Raw genomic sequence first — 22231 nt, forward strand, 5'->3', positions numbered from 1 at the left:
GAGTTGAGTTTCATGGAATCCCTGACGTTACAACCTATCGCGCGGGTCGATGGCGCCATTAATTTACCTGGCTCCAAAAGTGTTTCAAACCGTGCTTTGCTCCTGGCGGCTTTAGCTTGTGGTAAAACCGTTCTGACGAATCTGCTGGATAGCGATGACGTCCGCCATATGCTCAATGCCCTGAGCGCGTTGGGGATCAATTACACCCTTTCTGCCGATCGCACCCGCTGTGATATCACGGGTAATGGCGGCCCATTACGCGCGTCAGGCGCTCTGGAACTGTTTCTCGGTAATGCCGGAACCGCGATGCGTCCGTTAGCGGCAGCGCTATGTCTGGGGCAAAATGAGATAGTGTTAACCGGCGAACCGCGTATGAAAGAGCGTCCGATAGGCCATCTGGTCGATTCGCTGCGTCAGGGTGGGGCGAATATTGATTACCTGGAGCAGGAAAACTATCCGCCCCTGCGTCTGCGCGGCGGTTTTATCGGCGGCGACATTGAGGTTGATGGTAGCGTTTCCAGCCAGTTCCTGACCGCTCTGCTGATGACGGCGCCGCTGGCGCCTGAAGACACAACTATTCGCGTTAAAGGCGAACTGGTATCAAAGCCTTACATCGATATCACGCTAAATTTAATGAAAACCTTTGGCGTAGAGATAGCGAACCATCACTACCAACAATTTGTCGTGAAGGGCGGTCAACAGTATCACTCTCCGGGTCGCTATCTGGTCGAGGGCGATGCCTCGTCAGCGTCCTATTTTCTCGCCGCCGGGGCGATAAAAGGCGGCACGGTAAAAGTGACCGGAATTGGCCGCAAAAGTATGCAGGGCGATATTCGTTTTGCCGATGTGCTGGAGAAAATGGGCGCGACCATTACCTGGGGCGATGATTTTATTGCCTGCACGCGCGGCGAATTGCACGCCATAGATATGGATATGAACCATATTCCGGATGCGGCGATGACGATTGCCACCACGGCGTTGTTTGCGAAAGGAACCACGACGTTGCGCAATATTTATAACTGGCGAGTGAAAGAAACCGATCGCCTGTTCGCGATGGCGACCGAGCTACGTAAAGTGGGCGCTGAAGTCGAAGAAGGGCACGACTATATTCGTATCACGCCGCCGGCGAAGCTCCAACACGCGGATATTGGCACGTACAACGACCACCGTATGGCGATGTGCTTCTCACTGGTCGCACTGTCCGATACGCCAGTTACGATCCTGGACCCTAAATGTACCGCAAAAACGTTCCCTGATTATTTCGAACAACTGGCGCGAATGAGTACGCCTGCCTAAGTCTTCTATTGCGCCAGTCGACGGGCTGGCGCGCCGAGTCCGTATTCGCACTATTTTTATAATTATGACTAATGCTAATTTGTTGATGATTTAACACATTGATTTATGTGTTTTTTATAATAGTTATCAACGGAAGATTAGTATGAAAAATAAATCATTATTACTGGCGGTGGCGATTTCCGCTACGCTACTGGCAGGATGTAAAAATGGCGTGAATGGCAATTTAATCGCCAGTTCCGGCATGTCAGCCTACAAAGCCGCCACACTGTCCGATGCGGATGTTAAAGCATTATCTAATAATGCCTGTAAACAAATGGACAGCGAGAATCAACTGGCAGGTTCGAAAAGCAAATACACCAAACGTCTGAGCAAAATCGCTAAAGCGCTGGGTAACAACATTGACGGTACGCCGGTTAGCTATAAAGTCTATATGACCAGCGATATCAACGCATGGGCGATGGCGAACGGTTGCGTTCGCGTATACTCCGGCCTGATGGATCTGATGACCGATAATGAAATTGAAGGCGTACTGGGCCATGAACTGGGCCATGTCTCTTTAGGGCACTCCCGCAAGGCAATGCAGACCGCCTATGCCACGCTGGCGGCTCGCGATGCGATTTCCGCCACCAGCGGCGTCGCAGCGCAGCTTTCCCAGTCTCAATTGGGCGATCTGGCGGAAGGCGTCATCAATTCGGCGTTTTCTCGCAGTCAGGAGTCGGATGCGGATGACTTCTCTTACGATCTGCTGAAAAAACGCGGGATTAACACCCAGGGCTTAGTCACGGCATTCGATAAATTCGCCACAATGGACGCAGGTCATGCAAAATCATTGATGGACTCCCACCCGGCCTCAGCCGATCGCGCGCAGCATATGCGCGACAGAATTGCCGAAGATAAAAAGTAAATCATTGTCATCTTTCGGGCTGGTTTCTCGCCGGCCCGCTATAATTGCGCAATTATTCCGCATCTGATTACAGACAAAACTGGTTTTTGCACGCAACGTTAACGGTCGCGAGCGTTGGCGCGTATAATGCGCGGCGTTTACGTTAACGGTACGCCTGTTTAAGGAGATAAAGATGACGGCAATTGCCCCGGTAATAACCATTGATGGCCCAAGCGGTGCAGGTAAAGGCACCTTGTGCAAAGCAATGGCGGAAGCATTGCAATGGCATCTGCTGGATTCCGGCGCGATATACCGCGTACTGGCGCTGGCGGCATTGCACCACCATGTCGATCTTGCCTCTGAAGATGCGCTGGTGCCGCTGGCGTCCCATCTGGACGTGCGTTTCGTCTCAACGGACGGCAACCTGGAAGTTATCCTGGAAGGCGAGGACGTTAGCGGCGAAATTCGTACGCAGGAAGTCGCGAACGCGGCATCCCAGGTGGCGGCATTCCCACGCGTGCGTGAAGCGCTTCTTCGCCGCCAACGCGCATTCCGCGAAGCGCCTGGTTTAATCGCCGATGGACGCGATATGGGGACCGTGGTCTTCCCGGATGCGCCGGTAAAAATTTTCCTTGACGCCTCCTCGGAGGAACGTGCGCATCGACGTATGCTACAGTTGCAGGAGAATGGCTTTAGTGTTAACTTTGAACGCCTTTTGGCCGAGATCAAGGAACGCGACGATCGCGATCGTAATCGCGCTGTAGCGCCGTTAGTTCCTGCTGCTGATGCATTAGTTTTGGATTCTACCCGATTAAGCATTGAGCAAGTGATTGAAAAAGCGTTACAATATGCGCGCCAAAAATTGGCTCTCGCTTAAATGCGACCGAATTTGTAGTACCCCCGTTGCAAAGGATTGACAGCGGGTATGTTAAACAACCCCATCCGGCACGGAGCCAGGTGGACGTTAAATATGAAACCTGAAGATTAAACATGACTGAATCTTTTGCTCAACTCTTTGAAGAATCCTTAAAAGAAATCGAAACCCGCCCGGGTTCCATCGTTCGTGGTGTTGTTGTTGCTATCGACAAAGACGTAGTACTGGTTGACGCCGGTCTGAAATCTGAGTCTGCCATTCCGGCTGAGCAGTTCAAAAACGCCCAGGGCGAACTGGAAATCCAGGTTGGTGACGAAGTTGACGTTGCTCTGGATGCAGTAGAAGACGGCTTCGGTGAAACTCTGCTCTCTCGTGAGAAAGCTAAACGTCACGAAGCATGGATCACGCTGGAAAAAGCTTACGAAGATGCTGAAACTGTTACCGGTGTTATCAACGGCAAAGTTAAGGGTGGCTTCACTGTTGAGCTGAACGGTATTCGCGCGTTCCTGCCAGGTTCTCTGGTAGACGTTCGTCCGGTGCGTGACACTCTGCACCTGGAAGGCAAAGAGCTTGAATTCAAAGTAATCAAGCTGGACCAGAAACGTAACAACGTTGTGGTTTCTCGTCGTGCCGTTATCGAATCCGAAAACAGCGCAGAACGCGATCAGCTGCTGGAAAACCTGCAGGAAGGCATGGAAGTTAAAGGTATCGTTAAGAACCTCACTGACTACGGTGCATTCGTTGATCTGGGCGGCGTTGACGGCCTGCTGCACATCACTGATATGGCCTGGAAACGCGTTAAGCATCCGAGCGAAATCGTGAACGTTGGCGACGAAATCAACGTGAAAGTGCTGAAATTCGACCGCGAGCGTACCCGTGTATCTCTGGGCCTGAAACAGCTGGGCGAAGATCCGTGGGTTGCTATCGCTAAACGTTATCCGGAAGGTACCAAACTGACCGGTCGCGTGACCAACCTGACCGACTACGGCTGCTTCGTTGAAATCGAAGAAGGCGTTGAAGGCCTGGTTCACGTTTCCGAAATGGACTGGACCAACAAAAACATCCACCCGTCCAAAGTGGTTAACGTTGGCGACGTAGTGGAAGTGATGGTTCTGGATATCGACGAAGAACGTCGTCGTATCTCCTTAGGGTTGAAGCAGTGCAAATCTAACCCGTGGCAGCAGTTCGCAGAAACCCACAACAAGGGCGACCGCGTTGAAGGTAAAATCAAGTCTATCACTGACTTCGGTATCTTCATCGGCCTGGACGGCGGCATCGACGGCCTGGTTCACCTGTCTGACATCTCCTGGAACGTTGCAGGCGAAGAAGCAGTTCGTGAATACAAAAAAGGCGACGAAATCGCTGCAGTTGTTCTGCAGGTTGACGCAGAACGTGAACGTATCTCCCTGGGCGTTAAACAGCTCGCCGAAGATCCGTTCAACAACTGGGTTGCTCTGAACAAGAAAGGCGCTATCGTAACCGGTAAAGTCACTGCAGTTGACGCGAAAGGCGCAACCGTAGAACTGGCTGACGGCGTTGAAGGTTACCTGCGTGCTTCTGAAGCATCCCGTGACCGCGTTGAAGATGCGACTCTGGTTCTGAGCGTTGGCGACGACGTTGAAGCTAAATTCACCGGCGTTGATCGTAAAAACCGCGCAATCAGCCTGTCTGTTCGTGCGAAAGACGAAGCTGATGAGAAAGATGCCATCGCAACTGTTAACAAACAGGAAGATGCAAACTTCTCTAACAACGCAATGGCTGAAGCATTCAAAGCAGCTAAAGGCGAGTAATCCTCTGAAACTTCGGGTCTTTTAGTCCGAAGTATAACGAGATTACTTGACAGATTGCAGGTTTCGGCCTGTAATCAAGCACTAAGGGCGGCTACGGCCGCCCTTAATCAATCTCACGGCTGCAGCCAATTTGCCTTTAAGGAACCGGAGGAATCATGACCAAGTCAGAATTGATTGAAAGACTTGCAACCCAGCAATCTCACATTCCCGCTAAGGCGGTTGAAGACGCGGTAAAAGAGATGCTGGAGCATATGGCCTCGACTCTTGCGCAGGGCGAGCGTATTGAAATCCGCGGTTTCGGCAGTTTTTCTTTGCATTACCGCGCGCCTCGTACCGGACGTAACCCCAAGACCGGCGATAAAGTGGAACTGGAAGGAAAATACGTTCCTCACTTTAAACCGGGTAAAGAACTGCGCGATCGCGCCAATATTTACGGTTAAGTTTTAACGCAAAACTTGAACCCGAAAAAAGCACCGTCAGGGTGCTTTTTTCATTTATACGCCGTCAGGCGCAAACGCTATTCGACCGAAAACTGGAAAACGTTTCGCATTTTTTGCTGCGTCTTACATTTATCAGGTAAAAAACCTGGAATCCGCGCCGTATAGCACAAAATCCCCTCCAGACAATGGCGTCCTGAACCTGCACACTTTCCCGCACAGGGAGGTGTCTATGAAGATAACGACGGTCAGCGTATGCGTAGTATGCGGCATACTTCCACTCATGATATTGCCAGTATTACCTGATACGTGGATTCTCGCGGTGCTGTTTTGTCTGGCATGTTTGCTTTGCCTCATACCCCATCACTATGCGCGCTACGCGGCATTAACTTTGCTCTTTTTCATGTGGGGGATATTTGCCGCCAGGCAGGCCATCTGGGCGGGAAACGTCCTGCCCGCCGCGACGCAGGAGGCGACAGTCGTCATTACTGCCACCGATCATATGACCACTCATTATGGGCGAATCACCCATTTGCGCGGAAAGCCGCTCTTTCCTGCTGTAGGGATTGTCCTGCATGGCCAGTACTTACCCACGGAAGTGTGTGCCGGGCAACAGTGGGCGATGACGCTGAAGGTCAGAGCGGTACACGGACAGCTTAACGAAGGCGGTTTTGATAGCCAGCGTTACGCGCTAGCGCAGCACCAACCGTTGACCGGGCGTTTCCTACAGGCTAAAGCGATTAACCCTGAGTGTAGCTTGCGTGGGCGCTATCTTGCTTCGCTTCGCGCTACGCTTGCGCCTTATCCGTGGCAGCAGGTTATTCTGGCGTTGGGAATGGGGGAGCGGGGAGCGGTGTCGCAGGAGGTGAAGGCCGTTATGCGCGATACGGGGACTGCCCATTTGATGGCGATTTCCGGCCTGCATATCGCTTTTGCTGCGTTATTGGCTGCCGGATTAATCCGTGGCGGACAATTCTTTTTGCCGGTCAGATGGATTCGTTGGCAGACGCCATTGCTGGGCGGCATTCTTTGCGCGATATGTTATGCCTGGCTTACCGGCTTACAACCGCCTGCGCTGCGCACGGTGGCGGCGCTGAGCGTCTGGGGAGGATTAAAATTAAGCGGACGACAGTGGAGCGGCTGGCAAGTCTGGTGCTGCTGTCTGGCCGCGATTATTTTCGCCGATCCTGTGGCGGTTATATCACAAAGTCTTTGGCTGTCAGCATTTGCGGTTGCCGGCCTGTTATTCTGGTATCAGTGGTTTCCTGCGCCAAACGGAAATTTTCCACGAGGCTTACGCTGGTTGCTTAACCTGCTTCACCTACAGGCAGGCATTACACTTCTGCTTTTGCCTCTCCAGGTGGCGCTTTTTCATGGCATAAGCGTTACCGCAATGCTGGCGAATCTTTTTGCCGTACCCTGGGTCACATTTGTGACGGTTCCACTCATCCTGGCGGGAATGATTCTGCATTTAACCGGGCCGTTTTTTCTTGAAGAGTGGGTATGGTACCTGACCGATCGCGCGTTAGCCGCGCTATTTTACCTGTTGAATGCTTTACCGCAGGGCTGGGTGAATATTGATAACCGTTGGCAGTGGCTGACGCTTTTACCCTGGCTAACGCTTATCGCGTGGCGATTAAACGTCTGGCGTACCTGGCCGGCGGTCTGTTTATGCGGGTTATTGTTGATGAGCTGGCCACTCTGGCGGCCGATAAACGCCAGCGGATGGCAGGTGCATATGCTGGATGTTGGTCAGGGGCTGGCGATAGCGATCGTCAGGGGCGATAAAGTAATACTCTACGATACCGGTCGGGCATGGCCGGAGGGCGACAGCGGGCAACAGGTTATTATTCCCTGGTTGCGCTGGCATAATCTGACGCCGGAGGGCGTTATTTTGAGTCATGAGCATCTGGATCATCGGGGCGGGCTGCGTTCGCTACAGCAGGTCTGGCCGTCAATGTGGATTCGCAGCTCGTTAGGCTGGCAGGGGCATTTGCCCTGTTTTCGCGGCGAGCAGTGGCAATGGCAGGGGCTAACGTTTCAGGCGCACTGGCCGTTACGCGAAAGTGCCGATCGAGGAAATAACCGTTCTTGTGTGGTCAAAGTGGATGACGGTGTACATAGCATCCTGCTCACGGGCGATATCGAAGCGGGCGCTGAACAAAAAATGCTAAGTCGTTACTGGCGACATCTTGCGGCGACGTTTATCCAGGTGCCGCATCATGGTAGTAATACGTCGTCGTCGCTACCATTTATTCAGCGCGTACATGGTGAAGCGGCGCTGGCGTCCGCATCGCGCTATAACGCATGGCGGCTGCCGTCCCGCAAGGTAAAACAGCGCTACCGACAGCAGGCGTATCAGTGGTTTGATACACCCCACCAGGGGCAAATTTCGCTGCTGTTTTCTCCGCAGGGCTGGCGCATACAAGGCTTACGGGATCAAATTTTACCTCGCTGGTATCATCAGTGGTTTGGCGTGTCCGAGGATAACGGGTAGAATATGCGGCTATTTCAACAAATGCTGGTTTTTTGAATGCATAACGATAAAGATCTCTCTACGTGGCAGACCTTCCGCCGACTGTGGCCAACCATAGCGCCTTTTAAAGCAGGTCTGATCGTGGCGGGCATAGCGTTAATTCTCAACGCAGCCAGCGATACCTTCATGCTATCGCTCCTCAAGCCATTACTGGATGATGGTTTCGGTAAAACGGATCGCTCAGTGTTGCTGTGGATGCCGCTGGTGGTTATTGGGCTGATGATATTACGAGGCATCACTAGCTATATCTCCAGCTACTGTATTTCATGGGTGTCAGGCAAGGTGGTAATGACCATGCGCCGTCGCCTGTTTGGCCATATGATGGGAATGCCCGTCGCTTTCTTTGATAAACAGTCTACCGGTACGCTGCTGTCGCGTATTACATACGATTCAGAACAGGTTGCCTCTTCTTCATCTGGCGCGCTGATTACCGTGGTGCGTGAAGGGGCATCGATCATCGGATTGTTTATCATGATGTTCTATTACAGCTGGCAGCTGTCGATCATCCTGGTTGTTTTAGCGCCGATTGTGTCGATTGCAATTCGCGTTGTCTCAAAGCGGTTCCGCAGCATCAGTAAAAATATGCAGAACACGATGGGACAAGTGACTACCAGCGCTGAACAAATGCTGAAAGGACACAAAGAGGTACTGATTTTTGGCGGTCAGGAAGTCGAAACTAAACGCTTTGATAAAGTCAGCAATAAGATGCGACTGCAAGGCATGAAAATGGTCTCTGCCTCGTCAATTTCCGATCCTATCATTCAGCTCATTGCCTCGCTGGCGCTGGCGTTTGTCCTCTATGCTGCGAGCTTCCCAAGCGTAATGGATAGCCTGACGGCTGGGACCATCACCGTGGTGTTCTCCTCCATGATCGCGCTGATGCGTCCATTAAAATCGCTGACAAACGTTAACGCGCAGTTCCAGCGTGGGATGGCGGCTTGTCAGACGTTGTTTGCGATTCTGGACAGCGAACAGGAGAAAGATGAAGGTAAACGTGTCATTGACCGCGCGACCGGCGATCTCGAATTCCGCAATGTGACGTTTACTTACCCGGGCCGTGAAGTGCCGGCATTGCGTAACATCAATTTGAAAATTCCTGCCGGGAAAACCGTGGCGCTGGTGGGGCGTTCCGGATCGGGTAAATCAACTATCGCCAGTCTGATCACCCGTTTCTACGATATTGATGAAGGACACATCCTGATGGATGGTCACGATCTACGCGAATACACTCTGGCCTCTCTACGTAATCAGGTGGCGCTGGTTTCGCAAAACGTGCATCTGTTTAACGACACGGTCGCCAATAACATTGCTTATGCCCGGACGGAAGAATACAGCCGCGAGCAGATTGAAGAGGCGGCGCGCATGGCCTATGCCATGGACTTTATCAACAAGATGGATAATGGCCTGGATACCATCATCGGCGAAAACGGCGTACTGCTTTCCGGCGGTCAGCGCCAGCGTATCGCGATCGCCCGCGCCTTACTGCGCGACAGCCCGATTCTGATCCTTGATGAAGCTACGTCCGCGCTGGATACCGAATCTGAACGTGCGATTCAGGCAGCGTTGGATGAGCTGCAGAAAAACCGTACCTCTCTGGTGATTGCGCACCGTCTCTCCACCATCGAACAGGCGGATGAGATCGTTGTAGTCGAAGACGGTATTATCGTTGAGCGCGGCACTCATAGCGAGCTGCTGGCGCAACACGGCGTTTACGCCCAGCTACATAAGATGCAATTTGGCCAATGATTGCGCGTATCTGGTCGGGTGAATCCCCGCTATGGCGGTTACTGTTGCCGCTCTCCTGGCTGTATGGCCTGGTGAGCGGGGCGATTCGTCTGAGCTATAAGCTTGGTTTTAAACGCGCCTGGCGAGCGCCGGTACCGGTGGTTGTGGTAGGGAATCTTACGGCTGGCGGTAACGGTAAAACACCCGTAGTCATTTGGCTGGTGGAAAAGCTGCAACAGCGTGGCGTGCGCGTGGGGGTCGTTTCCCGCGGCTACGGCGGGAAAGCTGCCGCTTATCCGCTGCTCCTGACGCCGGAGACGACAACCGCAGAAGCGGGAGATGAACCGGTATTGATTTATCAACGGACCGGCGCGCCTGTCGCGGTAGCGCCTGAACGCGCCGCGGCGGTGAAAGCGATTCTGGCGGCGCATAATGTGCAGATTATTATCACCGACGATGGGTTGCAGCATTACCGACTCGCGCGAGATATTGAAATTGTGGTGATTGACGGCGTGCGCCGTTTTGGCAACGGCTGGTGGCTTCCTGCCGGTCCTATGCGCGAACGCGCCAGTCGCCTGAAAACCGTAGACGCCGCTATCGTCAATGGCGGCGTCGCCCGGGCGGGCGAAATCCCCATGCAGCTAGCGCCTGGACTGGCGGTGAACTTACGTACGGGAGCGCGTTGCGATGTGGCGCAACTGAGCAATATTGTGGCGATGGCGGGCATCGGTCATCCGCCGCGCTTTTTCGCCACGCTGGAAGCCTGTGGCGCGCATCCGCAAAAGTGCGTCCCGCTGGCCGATCATCAAACGCTCGCCCCTGCTGACGTTCAGGAGTTGGTCGGTGAAGGGCAGACCCTGGTAATGACGGAAAAAGACGCGGTGAAATGCCGTGCTTTTGCCGAAGATAACTGGTGGTTCTTACCGGTTGATGCGCGTTTGTCCGGTGAGCAGCCTGATAAGTTGCTTCAACATATCACCTCGCTGGTTCGCTAGCGTCCCCCAATGCAGCGGCAGTGATGAATTTATGGAGTCATGAATGTCATTGCCGTACCTTTCTCTTTCCCAGGCCCGTTGTCTTCACCTTGCTGCGCAGGGGCTATTGAAAAAGCCGCGCCGTAACGCGCTGCCTGGCGATGTTCTTGCCGCCATCTCACGCATGGCGTTGCTGCAAATTGATACCATCAATGTTGTCGCACGTAGCCCCTATCTGGTGCTGTTTAGCCGTCTCGGTTCGTACCCGCAGGCCTGGCTGGATGAGGCGCTGCGACGCGGCGAGTTAATGGAATACTGGGCGCATGAGGCCTGTTTCTTACCACGCCGCGACTTTAAACTTATCCGCCATCGTATGCTGTCGCCGGAAAAGATGGGCTGGAAATATCGCGCGGCATGGATGCATGAGCACGCGGAAGAAATAGAACAGCTAGTGCGGCATATTCAGGAGCACGGTCCAGTGCGTTCTGCCGATTTTGAACATGCGCGGAAAGGCGTCAGCGGCTGGTGGGAATGGAAACCACATAAACGCCACCTTGAGGGTTTATTTACCGCCGGAAAAGTCATGGTTGTTGAGCGGCGTAATTTTCAACGTGTATATGATTTAACGCCCCGTGTGATGCCGCACTGGGATGATGAACGCGATGGACTGTCACAGCCGCAGGCGGAAAGCCTGATGCTGGATAATAGCGCGCGCAGTCTGGGGATTTTCCGTGAACAGTGGCTGGCGGATTACTACCGCCTGAAACGTCCTGACCTTAAGGGATGGCGGGAGAGCCGGGCGGAACAGCAGCAGATTATTCCGGTCGAGGTGGAAACGTTGGGGCGGATGTGGCTTCATGCCGATCTTCTTTCGCAGCTGGAACCGGCGCTGAATAACGCCTTAAAGGCGACCCATAGCGCAGTGCTGTCGCCTTTCGATCCTGTGGTATGGGATCGCAAGCGGGCAGCGCAGCTTTTCGGATTTAACTATCGGCTGGAATGTTATACGCCTGCGGCGAAGCGCCAGTACGGTTATTTTGTGCTGCCGCTATTATACCAGGGCCGTTTAGTCGGGCGAATGGATGCCAAAATGCACCGTAAAACGGGGGTGCTTGAGGTTATCTCGCTGTATCTGGAGGACGATATTCGCCCTAGCGTTAGTCTGCAAAAAGGAATCTGGCAGGCGATTAGCGCGTTTGCTGCCTGGCAACGGGTATCGCGCGTGACGCTGGGACAATGTCCGCCAGGCCTGTTTAGCGCCATGCGTCATGGCTGGGAAATAGACCCTGCACCCTAACCGATTATGTTAATATTGAAGGATTCACAATCCGGTCCATCTGGAGGAACTATGGATCATCGTCTGCTTGAAATCATCGCCTGCCCGGTATGTAACGGCAAACTCTGGTATAACCAGGAACAGCAAGAATTAATTTGCAAACTGGATAATCTCGCTTTCCCGTTACGCGACGGCATTCCTGTATTGCTGGAAAATGAAGCTCGCGCCCTGACATCTGATGAGAGTAAATCATGAGTTTCGTCGTCATCATTCCGGCCCGTTTTTCATCTACCCGACTGCCAGGCAAACCATTAGTGGATATTAATGGTAAGCCCATGATTGTTCATGTCCTGGAGCGGGCGCGCGAATCTGGCGCGGAACGCATTATTGTCGCGACCGATCATGAAGACGTGGCTCGTGCGGTAGAAGCGGCTGGCGGCGAAGTGTGCATGACGCGCGCCGATCACCAGTCCGGCACCGAACGGTTGGCGGAAGTGGTAGAGAAGTGCGGATTCAGCGACGATACCGTTATTGTGAACGTTCAGGGCGATGAGCCGATGATCCCGGCGGTTATTATTCGCCAGGTAGCGGAAAATCTGGCGCAGCGCCAGGTTGGCATGGCGACGCTGGCGGTGCCGATTCACAGCGCCGAAGAAGCGTTTAACCCGAATGCGGTAAAAGTCGTGCTGGATGCTGAAGGCTATGCGCTTTACTTTTCCCGGGCGACGATTCCCTGGGATCGCGACCGCTTTGCAAAAAGTCTGGAAACGGTAGGGGATACTTGCCTTCGTCACCTGGGCATTTATGGCTATCGCGCGGGATTTATCCGCCGTTACGTGAGCTGGCAACCCAGCCCGCTGGAACATATTGAAATGCTGGAGCAACTCCGTGTGCTGTGGTACGGCGAAAAAATTCATGTCGCCGTCGCCAAAGCGGTGCCCGGCACGGGCGTAGACACCGCCGACGACCTGGAGCGCGTACGCGCTGAAATGCGTTAACATGATCCTGTTCATGATCGTCTTAGACGGTCATGAACAGCGCGGTATGATAGCGCAAAGATGAATACTCACGTCTGCTCATCAGTGGCGGCTTTCTCGTACCGTTACGATTTTCCTCATTTTTCTTTTCTTCCCTTGATCTGATACGGGTGACATCTGTCCATACGACGCTCATTATTAAAGCAGTAGCACTAATGGGGGTAATCTGGAATGGAACAGTTGCGGGCCGAACTCAGTCATTTGTTGGGTGAAAAACTTAGCCGTATAGAGTGCGTGAATGAGAAAGCGGATTCCGCATTGTGGTCATTATATGACAGCCAGGGAAATCCGATGCCGCTGATGGCGCGAAGCTTTACCACTCCCGGCGTTGCGCAGCAACTGGCATGGAAAACCTCAATGCTGGCGCGTAGCGGTACGGTGAGGATGCCGGTAATCTATGGCGTATTGACGCATGAAGAGCATCCTGGTCCGGATGTGCTGCTACTGGAACGACTGCGCGGTGTGCCGGTCGAGGCGCCGGCGCGCACTCCGGAACGCTGGGAACAGCTAAAAGATCAGATTGTCGAAGGGCTGTTAGCCTGGCATCGGCAGGATAGCCGCGGTTGCGTTGGCGCCGTAGACCATACTCAGGAGAATATCTGGCCTTCCTGGTATCGTCAGCGGGTGGAGGTGCTGTGGACGACGCTAAATCAGTTCAGCAATACCGGTCTGACGATGCAGGATAGACGCATTCTGTTTCGTACCAGAGAATGTCTTCCTTCGTTATTTGAAGGGTTTAACGACAACTGCGTACTGGTGCATGGCAACTTCTGCCTGCGCAGTATGCTTAAAGACGCCCGTAGCGATCAGCTTCTGGCGATGGTCGGCCCCGGGCTGATGCTGTGGGCGCCGAGAGAGTTCGAACTGTTTCGCCTGATGGATAATCCATTGGCGGAGGGATTGCTTTGGCATTATCTGCAACGCGCGCCAGTGGCGGAGTCCTTCATCTGGCGGCGTTGGCTCTATGTGCTGTGGGACGAGGTTGCGCAATTGGTCAATACCGGACGTTTTAACCGTACCAATTTTGATCTGGCGGCGAAATCATTACTCCCCTGGCTTGCCTGATATGCCTTTCAGCCATTGCCAAAGTCGCCCTAATGTTTCATACCCAGCGCGATCGCTGTGCATCAGCCAGACCGGGGACGGAATTGCCCGCTCCCAGGGATTGAGCGGCGAATCGATCGCCAACTGATTCGCCGGCGCGGGAAGCGGATTCAGCCCGGCATGCTGAAAGAAAATCATCGCACGCGGCAAATGCGAGGCGGAGGTTACCAACAAGAAAGGGGCGTCGCCGATGGCCTGCTTAACGGCGACGGCTTCTTCTTCCGTATCTTTTGGCTTATCCAGCGTAATAATATCGCTACGCGGTACGCCCAGCGACTGCGCCACCCGCGCACCGACTTCCGCCGTGCTTACCGTATTGGTTTTTGCTACGCCGCCGGTAAAAATCAGCTTTGCTCCCGGATTCGCGCGCCACAGCCGGATGCCTTCCGCCAGCCGCGGCAAGCTGTTGTTAATTAAATTAGAGCTCGGCGCCCACTGCGGGTTCCAGGTATAGCCGCCGCCGAGAACCACAATATATTCCACCTTTTGCGGACCCTGCCAGGTAGGGTAGCGGTTTTCAATCGGACGCAGCAAATGGTCGGAAACAGGTTGCAGGCTTAATAGCAATAGCGCCAGCCAACCTACGCTGATAAATACTTTTCCGGTCTTCTGAAAGCGGCTAAACCAGAGCAGCGCCAGGCCGACGCCAATGATCAGCAACATCAGCGGAAGCGGCAATAACATACCGCCAATCACTTTCTTTAGCGTAAAAAGCATCCTTTTTGGTTCCTTTTTTAACCATATAGCGGAGGATTAACGGTGATATTACACCAGACAGGTTCATTCTCGCCGCGGCTGTGACAAAATAGCGGTTTTATCAGATAACGCCTGAGCCAGCCTGTGGAGAGTCCGATGCAGGATCGCAATTTTGATGACATTGCTGAAAAGTTTTCCCGTAACATTTACGGCACGACCAAAGGGCAACTGCGGCAAGCCATTCTGTGGCAAGACCTGGATCGCGTGCTGGAGGAGATTGGCGGGCGGAAACTGCGGGTACTGGATGCCGGCGGCGGCGAAGGGCAAACGGCGATTAAGATGGCGGAACGCGGCCATCAGGTGACGTTATGCGATCTGTCTGGCGAAATGATCGCCCGCGCGCGGCAGGCGGCCGAGGCAAAAGGTGTGAGCAAAGACATGCATTTTATACAATGCCCGGCTCAGGACGTCGCTTCGCATTTGGAAAGCCCGGTTGATCTGATATTGTTTCATGCTGTGCTGGAGTGGGTAGCCGATCCTGTCGGCGTATTAGAAACGCTCTGGTCAGTATTGCGCCCTGGCGGCGCGCTGTCGTTGATGTTCTATAACGCTAACGGTTTGCTGATGCACAATATGGTGGCGGGTAATTTTGACTACGTGCAGGCGGGGATGCCTAAACGCAAGAAGCGCACGCTGTCGCCTGACTACCCGCGCGACCCCGCGCAGGTGTACCAGTGGCTGGAGGCGATTGGCTGGCAGATTACCGGTAAAACCGGCGTGCGTGTGTTTCATGATTATCTGCGTGAAAAACACCAGCAGCGTGACTGTTATGAGACCCTGGTCGAACTGGAAACGCGTTATTGCCGCCAGGAGCCGTATATTAGCCTTGGGCGCTACATTCATGTCACCGCGATTAAAAGCCCGGCGCTAGCCGCAGATGCAAGGATAACCTATGAGTGAATTTTCCCAGACAGTCCCCGAACTGGTTGCCTGGGCCAGAAAAAACGACTTTTCCATCTCGCTGCCGGTAGACAGGCTTTCCTTTCTGCTGGCGGTCGCCACGTTGAACGGCGAACGCCTTGACGGCGAGATGAGTGAAGGCGAGCTGGTGGATGCATTCCGCCATGTGAGTGATGCGTTTGAGCAAACCAGCGAAACCATCGGCGTGCGCGCGAACAACGCGATTAACGATATGGTGCGTCAACGTCTGCTGAACCGCTTTACCAGCGAGCAGGCGGAAGGCAATGCGATTTACCGATTAACCCCGCTCGGGATTGGCATCACCGATTACTACATTCGTCAACGCGAATTCTCTACGCTGCGTCTTTCTATGCAGTTGTCGATTGTGGCCGGCGAATTGAAGCGCGCGGCGGATGCGGCAGCGGAGGGTGGCGATGAGTTCCACTGGCATCGCAATGTTTACGCGCCATTGAAATATTCGGTGGCGGAGATTTTCGACAGTATCGATCTCACCCAGCGCATCATGGATGAACAGCAGCAGCAGGTGAAAGATGATATCGCACAACTGCTGAATAAAGACTGGCGGGCGGCGATTTCCAGCTGTGAACTGCTGCTTTCCGAAACGTCCGGTACGCTGCGCGAGTTGCAGGATACGTTGGAGGCGGCGGGCGATAAGCTGCAGGCTAACCTGCTGCGCATTCAGGATGCCACGATGACGCACGACGATCTGCATTTTGTCGACAGGCTGGTGTTTGACTTACAAAGTAAACTCGACCGCATTATCAGTTGGGGTCAGCAGTCTATTGATTTATGGATCGGTTACGATCGTCACGTGCATAAATTTATCCGTACCGCGATCGATATGGATAAAAACCGTGTCTTCGCCCAGCGGTTGCGCCAGTCCGTACAGACTTATTTTGACGATCCGTGGGCGCTAACCTACGCGAATGCCGATCGTCTGCTGGATATGCGCGATGAAGAGATGGCGTTGCGTGACGATGAAGTCACCGGGGAGTTGCCGCCGGATCTGGAATATGAAGAGTTTAACGAGATCCGCGAGCAGTTAGCGGCCATCATTGAAGAACAGCTGGCTATCTACAAAACCAGACAAACGCCACTGGATCTTGGGCTGGTGGTGCGCGAGTATCTGGCGCAATACCCGCGCGTGCGTCATTTCGACGTGGCGCGTATTGTTATCGATCAAGCGGTACGTCTTGGCGTAGCGCAAGCAGATTTCACCGGACTGCCAGCCAAATGGCAGCCGATTAATGATTACGGAGCCAAGGTACAGGCGCATGTCATTGACAAATATTGAACAAGTGATGCCGGTTAAGCTGGCGCAGGCGCTGGCGAATCCGTTATTTCCGGCGCTGGATAGCGCATTACGTTCGGGCCGCCACATTGGGCTGGACGAACTGGATAATCATGCCTTTCTGATGGATTTTCAGGAATACCTGGAAGAGTTTTACGCGCGTTATAACGTGGAGCTGATTCGCGCGCCGGAGGGGTTCTTCTACCTGCGTCCGCGTTCTACCACGCTTATCCCGCGCTCGGTGTTATCCGAACTGGATATGATGGTCGGTAAAATTCTCTGCTACCTCTATCTTAGCCCGGAGCGTCTGGCCAACGAAGGGATATTTACTCAGCAAGAGTTGTATGACGAGCTGCTTACCCTTGCGGACGAAGCCAAACTGCTAAAGCTGGTGAATAACCGCTCGACGGGATCTGACGTTGATCGTCAGAAACTGCAGGAAAAGGTGCGTTCTTCTTTAAACCGCCTGCGTCGTTTGGGCATGGTATGGTTTATGGGCCACGACAGCAGCAAATTCCGCATTACCGAATCGGTCTTCCGCTTTGGCGCGGATGTCCGCGCCGGCGACGATCCTCGCGAGGCGCAGCGTCGTCTCATCCGCGACGGGGAAGCGATGCCCATTGAAAACCATCTGCAACTTAATGATGAGACCGAAGAGAGTCAGCCGGACAGTGGAGAGGAAGAATAATGATTGAACGCGGTAAATTTCGCTCGCTAACGCTGATTAACTGGAACGGTTTTTTTGCCCGCACTTTTGACCTGGATGAACTGGTCACGACGTTATCCGGGGGCAACGGCGCCGGGAAATCCACGACGATGGCGGCGTTCGTCACGGCGCTGATCCCGGATCTCACATTACTGCACTTTCGTAACACCACGGAAGCCGGCGCCACCAGCGGTTCGCGCGATAAAGGTCTGCACGGTAAGCTGAAGGCGGGCGTCTGTTACTCCATGCTCGACACCATTAATTCCCGCCATCAGCGGGTGGTGGTCGGCGTGCGTCTGCAGCAGGTCGCTGGGCGCGATCGCAAAGTGGACATCAAACCGTTCGCTATCCAGGGGCTGCCGATGTCGGTACAGCCGACACAACTGGTGACGGAGACATTAAATGAACGTCAGGCGCGCGTACTGTCGCTTGCTGAGCTGAAAGACAAGCTTGACGAGATGGAAGGCGTGCAGTTTAAGCAGTTTAACTCCATCACCGATTATCATTCACTGATGTTTGACTTAGGGATTATCGCCCGTCGTCTGCGTTCCGCCTCCGATCGTAGTAAATTCTATCGTTTGATAGAGGCCTCGCTGTACGGCGGGATCTCCAGCGCCATTACCCGGTCGCTACGCGATTATTTATTGCCGGAAAACAGTGGCGTGCGCAAGGCATTCCAGGATATGGAAGCGGCGCTGCGCGAGAACCGACTCACGCTGGAAGCGATTCGTGTTACCCAATCCGATCGCGATCTGTTTAAGCATTTGATCAGCGAAGCCACCGATTATGTGGCGGCGGATTATATGCGTCACGCTAATGAGCGTCGGGTTCACCTTGATCAGGCGTTGGCGTTTCGACGCGAACTGTACACATCGCGCAAACAACTGGCGGCGGAGCAGTACAAGCACGTCGATATGGCCCGTGAGTTGGGCGAACATAACGGCGCCGAAGGTTCTCTTGAAGCGGATTACCAGGCGGCGAGCGATCACCTGAATCTGGTGCAAACCGCGCTGCGCCAGCAGGAAAAAATTGAACGCTACGAAGCGGATCTTGAAGAGCTGCAGATTCGACTCGAAGAGCAAAATGAAGTGGTGGCGGAAGCCGCCGAAATGCAGGACGAAAATGAAGCGCGTGCCGAAGCCGCCGAGCTGGAAGTCGATGAACTCAAAAGCCAGCTTGCGGATTACCAGCAGGCGCTGGATGTACAGCAAACGCGCGCGATTCAGTATAACCAGGCGATATCAGCGCTCGCCCGCGCTAAAGAACTTTGCCATCTGCCTGATCTAACGCCGGAAAGCGCCGCCGAATGGCTGGATACTTTCCAGGCAAAAGAGCAGGAAGCTACGGAAAAACTGCTGTCGTTGGAACAAAAAATGAGCGTGGCGCAAACCGCGCACAGCCAGTTTGAGCAGGCTTATCAGCTGGTAGCGGCGATCAACGGCCCGCTGGCGCGTAGCGAAGCCTGGGACGTGGCGCGCGAGCTGTTACGGGACGGTGTGAACCAGCGTCATCTGGCGGAACAGGTACAGCCGCTGCGGATGCGCCTGAGCGAACTGGAACAGCGGCTGCGCGAGCAGCAAGAGGCGGAACGTCTGCTGGCGGAGTTCTGTAAGCGACAGGGCAAAAATTTTGATATTGACGAACTGGAAGCGCTGCATCAGGAGCTGGAAGCCCGCATCGCGTCCTTGTCTGATAGCGTGTCGTCAGCCAGCGAACAGCGTATGGCCTTGCGTCAGGAGCAGGAGCAGCTTCAGTCGCGTATTCAACATCTGATGCGGCGTGCGCCCGTCTGGCTGGCGGCGCAAAACAGCCTGAACCAGCTTAGCGAACAGTGCGGCGAGGAGTTTACGTCCAGCCAGGAAGTGACCGAATACCTGCAACAGCTACTGGAGCGTGAGCGCGAAGCCATTGTCGAACGCGACGAAGTGGGCGCGCGTAAAAATGCGGTTGATGAAGAGATCGAACGTTTAAGCCAGCCGGGCGGCGCGGAAGACCAGCGTTTGAATGCGCTGGCGGAGCGTTTTGGCGGGGTACTGCTGTCGGAAATCTACGATGATGTCAGCCTTGAAGATGCGCCGTACTTTTCCGCACTGTATGGCCCGTCGCGCCATGCGATCGTCGTACCGGATTTATCGCAAATAGCCGAACAGCTTGAAGGTCTGACCGACTGCCCGGAAGATCTGTACCTGATCGAAGGCGATCCGCAGTCTTTTGATGACAGCGTATTCAGCGTTGACGAGCTGGAAAAGGCGGTGGTCGTGAAAATTGCCGACCGTCAGTGGCGTTATTCGCGTTTCCCATCGCTGCCTATTTTTGGCCGCGCGGCGCGCGAGAACCGTATTGAGAGTCTCCATGCGGAACGGGAAGTGCTTTCCGAGCGCTTTGCCACGCTCTCGTTTGACGTGCAGAAAACCCAGCGTTTGCACCAGGCGTTCAGCCGTTTTATCGGCAGCCACCTTTCCGTTGCCTTTGAGGATGATCCGGAAGCGGAAATTCGCCGACTGAACGGGCGTCGCGTCGAACTGGAGCGCGCGCTGGCGACGCATGAAAACGACAACCAGCAGCAGCGCCTTCAGTTTGAGCAGGCGAAAGAGGGCGTTTCCGCGCTTAACCGTTTGCTGCCGCGGCTGAATTTATTGGCCGATGAAACGCTGGCCGATCGGGTCGATGAAATTCAGGAACGGTTGGATGAGGCGCAGGAAGCGGCGCGATTTGTGCAGCAATATGGCAACCAGTTAGCCAAACTGGAGCCGGTGGTTTCCGTTCTGCAAAGCGATCCGGAACAGTTTGAGCAGTTAAAAGAAGACTATGCATGGTCGCAGCAAATGCAGCGCGACGCGCGCCAGCAGGCTTTTGCGCTGGCTGAAGTCGTCGAACGTCGGGCGCATTTCAGCTATTCCGACTCGGCGGAAATGCTGAGCGGCAACAGCGATCTCAACGAAAAGCTGCGCCAGCGGCTGGAGCAGGCGGAAGCCGAGCGTACCCGCGCCCGCGAAGCGTTGCGCAGCCATGCCGCGCAGTTAAGTCAGTACAGCCAGGTTCTGGCCTCGCTAAAAAGCTCTTATGACACGAAAAAAGAGCTGCTTAACGATTTGCAGCGCGAATTACAGGATATTGGCGTTCGCGCCGACAGCGGGGCGGAAGAGCGCGCCCGCCAGCGTCGCGATGAACTGCACGCCCAGTTGAGCAATAACCGTTCGCGTCGCAATCAGCTTGAGAAAGCGCTCACCTTCTGCGAAGCGGAGATGGAGAACCTGACCCGTAAGCTGCGCAAGCTGGAGCGCGATTATCATGAAATGCGCGAGCAGGTTGTGACCGCGAAAGCCGGCTGGTGCGCAGTCATGCGGATGGTGAAAGACAATGGCGTGGAACGCCGTCTGCACCGTCGTGAGCTGGCTTATCTGTCGGCGGATGAACTGCGCTCCATGTCGGATAAGGCGTTGGGCGCGCTGCGCCTGGCCGTCGCGGATAACGAACATCTGCGCGACGTATTGCGTCTGTCGGAAGATCCGAAACGCCCGGAACGTAAAATCCAGTTCTTTGTGGCCGTTTACCAGCATCTGCGCGAACGTATTCGTCAGGATATTATTCGTACCGACGATCCGGTTGAAGCCATTGAACAAATGGAGATTGAGCTGAGCCGTCTGACGGAAGAGCTGACATCGCGTGAGCAAAAGCTGGCGATCAGTTCCCGCAGCGTGGCAAACATTATCCGCAAGACTATCCAGCGTGAGCAGAACCGTATCCGTATGCTGAACCAGGGGTTGCAAAGCGTCTCGTTTGGCCAGGTGAATAGCGTGCGGTTAAACGTCAACGTGCGTGAAACGCATGCCACCTTGCTGGATGTGCTTTCAGAACAGCAGGAGCAGCACCAGGATCTGTTTAACAGCAATCGTCTGACCTTCTCCGAAGCGCTGGCGAAACTGTACCAGCGTCTGAATCCGCAGATCGATATGGGGCAACGCACGCCGCAGACCATCGGCGAGGAGCTGCTGGACTACCGTAACTATCTGGAAATGGAAGTTGAAGTTAACCGTGGGTCCGACGGCTGGCTGCGTGCGGAATCCGGCGCGCTATCAACGGGGGAAGCTATCGGGACCGGGATGTCAATTCTGGTGATGGTGGTGCAAAGCTGGGAAGACGAAGCGCGCAGACTGCGCGGGAAAGATATTTCGCCATGTCGCCTGCTGTTCCTCGATGAAGCGGCGCGTCTGGATGCGCGCTCTATCGCCACGCTGTTTGAACTATGTGAACGTTTGCAGATGCAGCTCATCATCGCTGCGCCGGAAAACATCAGTCCGGAGAAGGGCACGACGTATAAACTGGTGCGTAAAGTGTTTCAGAATACTGAGCATGTTCATGTTGTCGGGCTGCGTGGCTTTGCGCCGCAGCTTCCGGAAACGCTTCCCGGTACGCAGACGGAAGATACGCCTTCAGAAGCGAGTTAAACACGGCAGAAACGATGACGTGCCTGATGGCGCCTCGCTTATCAGGCAAGGCCGGATAAGTCGGTTACGCCGCCATCCGGCACAACAAGTTCTGTTTTATCATTAGCCTGGGGCGGCGAAAGCCGCCTTTTTCTTTATCTGAAAAATCTCTCCGGGTAGTGCATTTTCTTTAAACTT

17 protein-coding genes are annotated in these 22231 nt (G+C 54.2%); 16 read left to right on the forward strand and 1 reads right to left on the reverse strand.

The genetic code is table 11. The features are described from left to right. The first annotated feature begins 12 nt into the window (after positions 1–12). From aroA to ACLJQJ_RS03755, 12 genes are all read left to right on the forward strand, one after another. Positions 13–1296 (forward strand): 3-phosphoshikimate 1-carboxyvinyltransferase, encoded by a 1284-nt coding sequence (gene aroA / locus ACLJQJ_RS03700; protein ID WP_061380416.1) that lies wholly within the window; start codon positions 13–15, stop codon positions 1294–1296. Positions 1297–1438: 142 nt separating this feature from the next. Next, entirely contained in the window at positions 1439–2200 is a 762-nt protein-coding gene (locus tag ACLJQJ_RS03705; protein WP_000792301.1) for a M48 family metallopeptidase, read from the forward strand. Positions 2201–2372: 172 nt separating this feature from the next. Further along, positions 2373–3056, forward strand: coding sequence for a (d)CMP kinase (gene cmk / locus ACLJQJ_RS03710; RefSeq protein ID WP_000125007.1), 684 nt, complete (start codon positions 2373–2375; stop codon positions 3054–3056). Positions 3057–3169: 113 nt separating this feature from the next. After that, on the forward strand, positions 3170–4843 hold the full coding sequence (gene rpsA, locus ACLJQJ_RS03715; RefSeq protein WP_000140324.1) for a 30S ribosomal protein S1: 1674 nt from the start codon (positions 3170–3172) through the stop codon (positions 4841–4843). A 155-nt stretch (positions 4844–4998) separates the two neighbouring features. After that, positions 4999–5283, forward strand: a complete 285-nt coding sequence (gene ihfB / locus ACLJQJ_RS03720) for an integration host factor subunit beta (RefSeq protein WP_000167332.1) — start codon at positions 4999–5001, stop codon at positions 5281–5283. Positions 5284–5512: 229 nt separating this feature from the next. Further along, positions 5513–7777 carry a ComEC family protein gene (locus tag ACLJQJ_RS03725; protein ID WP_063809335.1) on the forward strand — a complete coding sequence of 755 codons (2265 nt, stop codon included), beginning with the start codon at positions 5513–5515 and terminating at the stop codon, positions 7775–7777. 36 nt (positions 7778–7813) lie between these two features. Continuing rightward, positions 7814–9562: a lipid A ABC transporter ATP-binding protein/permease MsbA gene (gene msbA, locus ACLJQJ_RS03730; protein ID WP_000551246.1), complete on the forward strand. Its 1749-nt coding sequence runs from the start codon at positions 7814–7816 to the stop codon at positions 9560–9562. After that, positions 9559–10536: a tetraacyldisaccharide 4'-kinase gene (gene lpxK / locus ACLJQJ_RS03735; RefSeq protein ID WP_023231946.1), complete on the forward strand. Its 978-nt coding sequence runs from the start codon at positions 9559–9561 to the stop codon at positions 10534–10536. The genes msbA and lpxK overlap by 4 nt, the downstream gene beginning before the upstream one ends. 43 nt (positions 10537–10579) lie before the next feature. Next, the gene (locus ACLJQJ_RS03740; RefSeq protein ID WP_410967644.1) at positions 10580–11812 is read left to right on the forward strand and encodes a winged helix-turn-helix domain-containing protein; all 1233 of its coding nucleotides are present in this window, start codon (positions 10580–10582) and stop codon (positions 11810–11812) included. A gap of 51 nt (positions 11813–11863) precedes the next feature. Further along, entirely contained in the window at positions 11864–12046 is a 183-nt protein-coding gene (gene ycaR / locus ACLJQJ_RS03745) for a protein YcaR (RefSeq protein WP_000350061.1), read from the forward strand. Further along, complete coding sequence (gene kdsB, locus ACLJQJ_RS03750; RefSeq protein ID WP_000011576.1) at positions 12043–12789, forward strand: 3-deoxy-manno-octulosonate cytidylyltransferase; 747 nt, start codon at positions 12043–12045, stop codon at positions 12787–12789. Before ycaR ends, kdsB begins: the two co-directional genes overlap by 4 nt. 210 nt (positions 12790–12999) lie before the next feature. Further along, positions 13000–13893 carry a YcbJ family phosphotransferase gene (locus tag ACLJQJ_RS03755; protein WP_000436894.1) on the forward strand — a complete coding sequence of 298 codons (894 nt, stop codon included), beginning with the start codon at positions 13000–13002 and terminating at the stop codon, positions 13891–13893. Here ACLJQJ_RS03755 and elyC read toward each other — a convergent pair. Next, positions 13873–14649: an envelope biogenesis factor ElyC gene (gene elyC, locus ACLJQJ_RS03760; protein ID WP_000899551.1), complete on the reverse strand. Its 777-nt coding sequence runs from the start codon at positions 14647–14649 to the stop codon at positions 13873–13875. The two genes, ACLJQJ_RS03755 and elyC, sit on opposite strands and share 21 nt — an antisense overlap. 135 nt (positions 14650–14784) lie before the next feature. Here elyC and cmoM point away from each other — a divergent pair, with 135 nt between their 5' ends. From cmoM to mukB, 4 genes are read left to right on the forward strand one after another with little or no spacing between them, the layout of a single operon-like run. Then, positions 14785–15588, forward strand: coding sequence for a tRNA uridine 5-oxyacetic acid(34) methyltransferase CmoM (gene cmoM / locus ACLJQJ_RS03765; RefSeq protein ID WP_001154025.1), 804 nt, complete (start codon positions 14785–14787; stop codon positions 15586–15588). Next, a complete protein-coding gene (mukF, locus tag ACLJQJ_RS03770; RefSeq protein WP_063809332.1) occupies positions 15581–16903 on the forward strand; it encodes a chromosome partition protein MukF in 1323 nt (440 codons plus the stop codon). Before cmoM ends, mukF begins: the two co-directional genes overlap by 8 nt. Further along, complete coding sequence (mukE, locus tag ACLJQJ_RS03775; RefSeq protein ID WP_000060025.1) at positions 16884–17588, forward strand: chromosome partition protein MukE; 705 nt, start codon at positions 16884–16886, stop codon at positions 17586–17588. Before mukF ends, mukE begins: the two co-directional genes overlap by 20 nt. Further along, positions 17588–22054, forward strand: a complete 4467-nt coding sequence (gene mukB, locus ACLJQJ_RS03780; RefSeq protein ID WP_000572743.1) for a chromosome partition protein MukB — start codon at positions 17588–17590, stop codon at positions 22052–22054. Before mukE ends, mukB begins: the two co-directional genes overlap by 1 nt. Positions 22055–22231: the final 177 nt, after the last annotated feature.

The organism is Salmonella sp. SAL04202 (assembly GCF_046550775.1).
Classification (GTDB): Bacteria; Pseudomonadota; Gammaproteobacteria; order Enterobacterales; family Enterobacteriaceae; genus Salmonella; species Salmonella enterica.

Bases quoted from the DNA above. Each gene is read 5' to 3' on its own strand.
- aroA (WP_061380416.1), top strand. From the start codon at position 13: ATGGAATCCCTGACGTTACAACCTATCGCGCGGGTCGATGGCGCCATT.
- ACLJQJ_RS03705 (WP_000792301.1), top strand. From the start codon at position 1,439: ATGAAAAATAAATCATTATTACTGGCGGTGGCGATTTCCGCTACGCTA.
- cmk (WP_000125007.1), top strand. From the start codon at position 2,373: ATGACGGCAATTGCCCCGGTAATAACCATTGATGGCCCAAGCGGTGCA.
- rpsA (WP_000140324.1), top strand. From the start codon at position 3,170: ATGACTGAATCTTTTGCTCAACTCTTTGAAGAATCCTTAAAAGAAATC.
- ihfB (WP_000167332.1), top strand. From the start codon at position 4,999: ATGACCAAGTCAGAATTGATTGAAAGACTTGCAACCCAGCAATCTCAC.
- ACLJQJ_RS03725 (WP_063809335.1), top strand. From the start codon at position 5,513: ATGAAGATAACGACGGTCAGCGTATGCGTAGTATGCGGCATACTTCCA.
- msbA (WP_000551246.1), top strand. From the start codon at position 7,814: ATGCATAACGATAAAGATCTCTCTACGTGGCAGACCTTCCGCCGACTG.
- lpxK (WP_023231946.1), top strand. From the start codon at position 9,559: ATGATTGCGCGTATCTGGTCGGGTGAATCCCCGCTATGGCGGTTACTG.
- ACLJQJ_RS03740 (WP_410967644.1), top strand. From the start codon at position 10,580: ATGTCATTGCCGTACCTTTCTCTTTCCCAGGCCCGTTGTCTTCACCTT.
- ycaR (WP_000350061.1), top strand. From the start codon at position 11,864: ATGGATCATCGTCTGCTTGAAATCATCGCCTGCCCGGTATGTAACGGC.
- kdsB (WP_000011576.1), top strand. From the start codon at position 12,043: ATGAGTTTCGTCGTCATCATTCCGGCCCGTTTTTCATCTACCCGACTG.
- ACLJQJ_RS03755 (WP_000436894.1), top strand. From the start codon at position 13,000: ATGGAACAGTTGCGGGCCGAACTCAGTCATTTGTTGGGTGAAAAACTT.
- elyC (WP_000899551.1), bottom strand. From the start codon at position 14,649: ATGCTTTTTACGCTAAAGAAAGTGATTGGCGGTATGTTATTGCCGCTT.
- cmoM (WP_001154025.1), top strand. From the start codon at position 14,785: ATGCAGGATCGCAATTTTGATGACATTGCTGAAAAGTTTTCCCGTAAC.
- mukF (WP_063809332.1), top strand. From the start codon at position 15,581: ATGAGTGAATTTTCCCAGACAGTCCCCGAACTGGTTGCCTGGGCCAGA.
- mukE (WP_000060025.1), top strand. From the start codon at position 16,884: ATGTCATTGACAAATATTGAACAAGTGATGCCGGTTAAGCTGGCGCAG.
- mukB (WP_000572743.1), top strand. From the start codon at position 17,588: ATGATTGAACGCGGTAAATTTCGCTCGCTAACGCTGATTAACTGGAAC.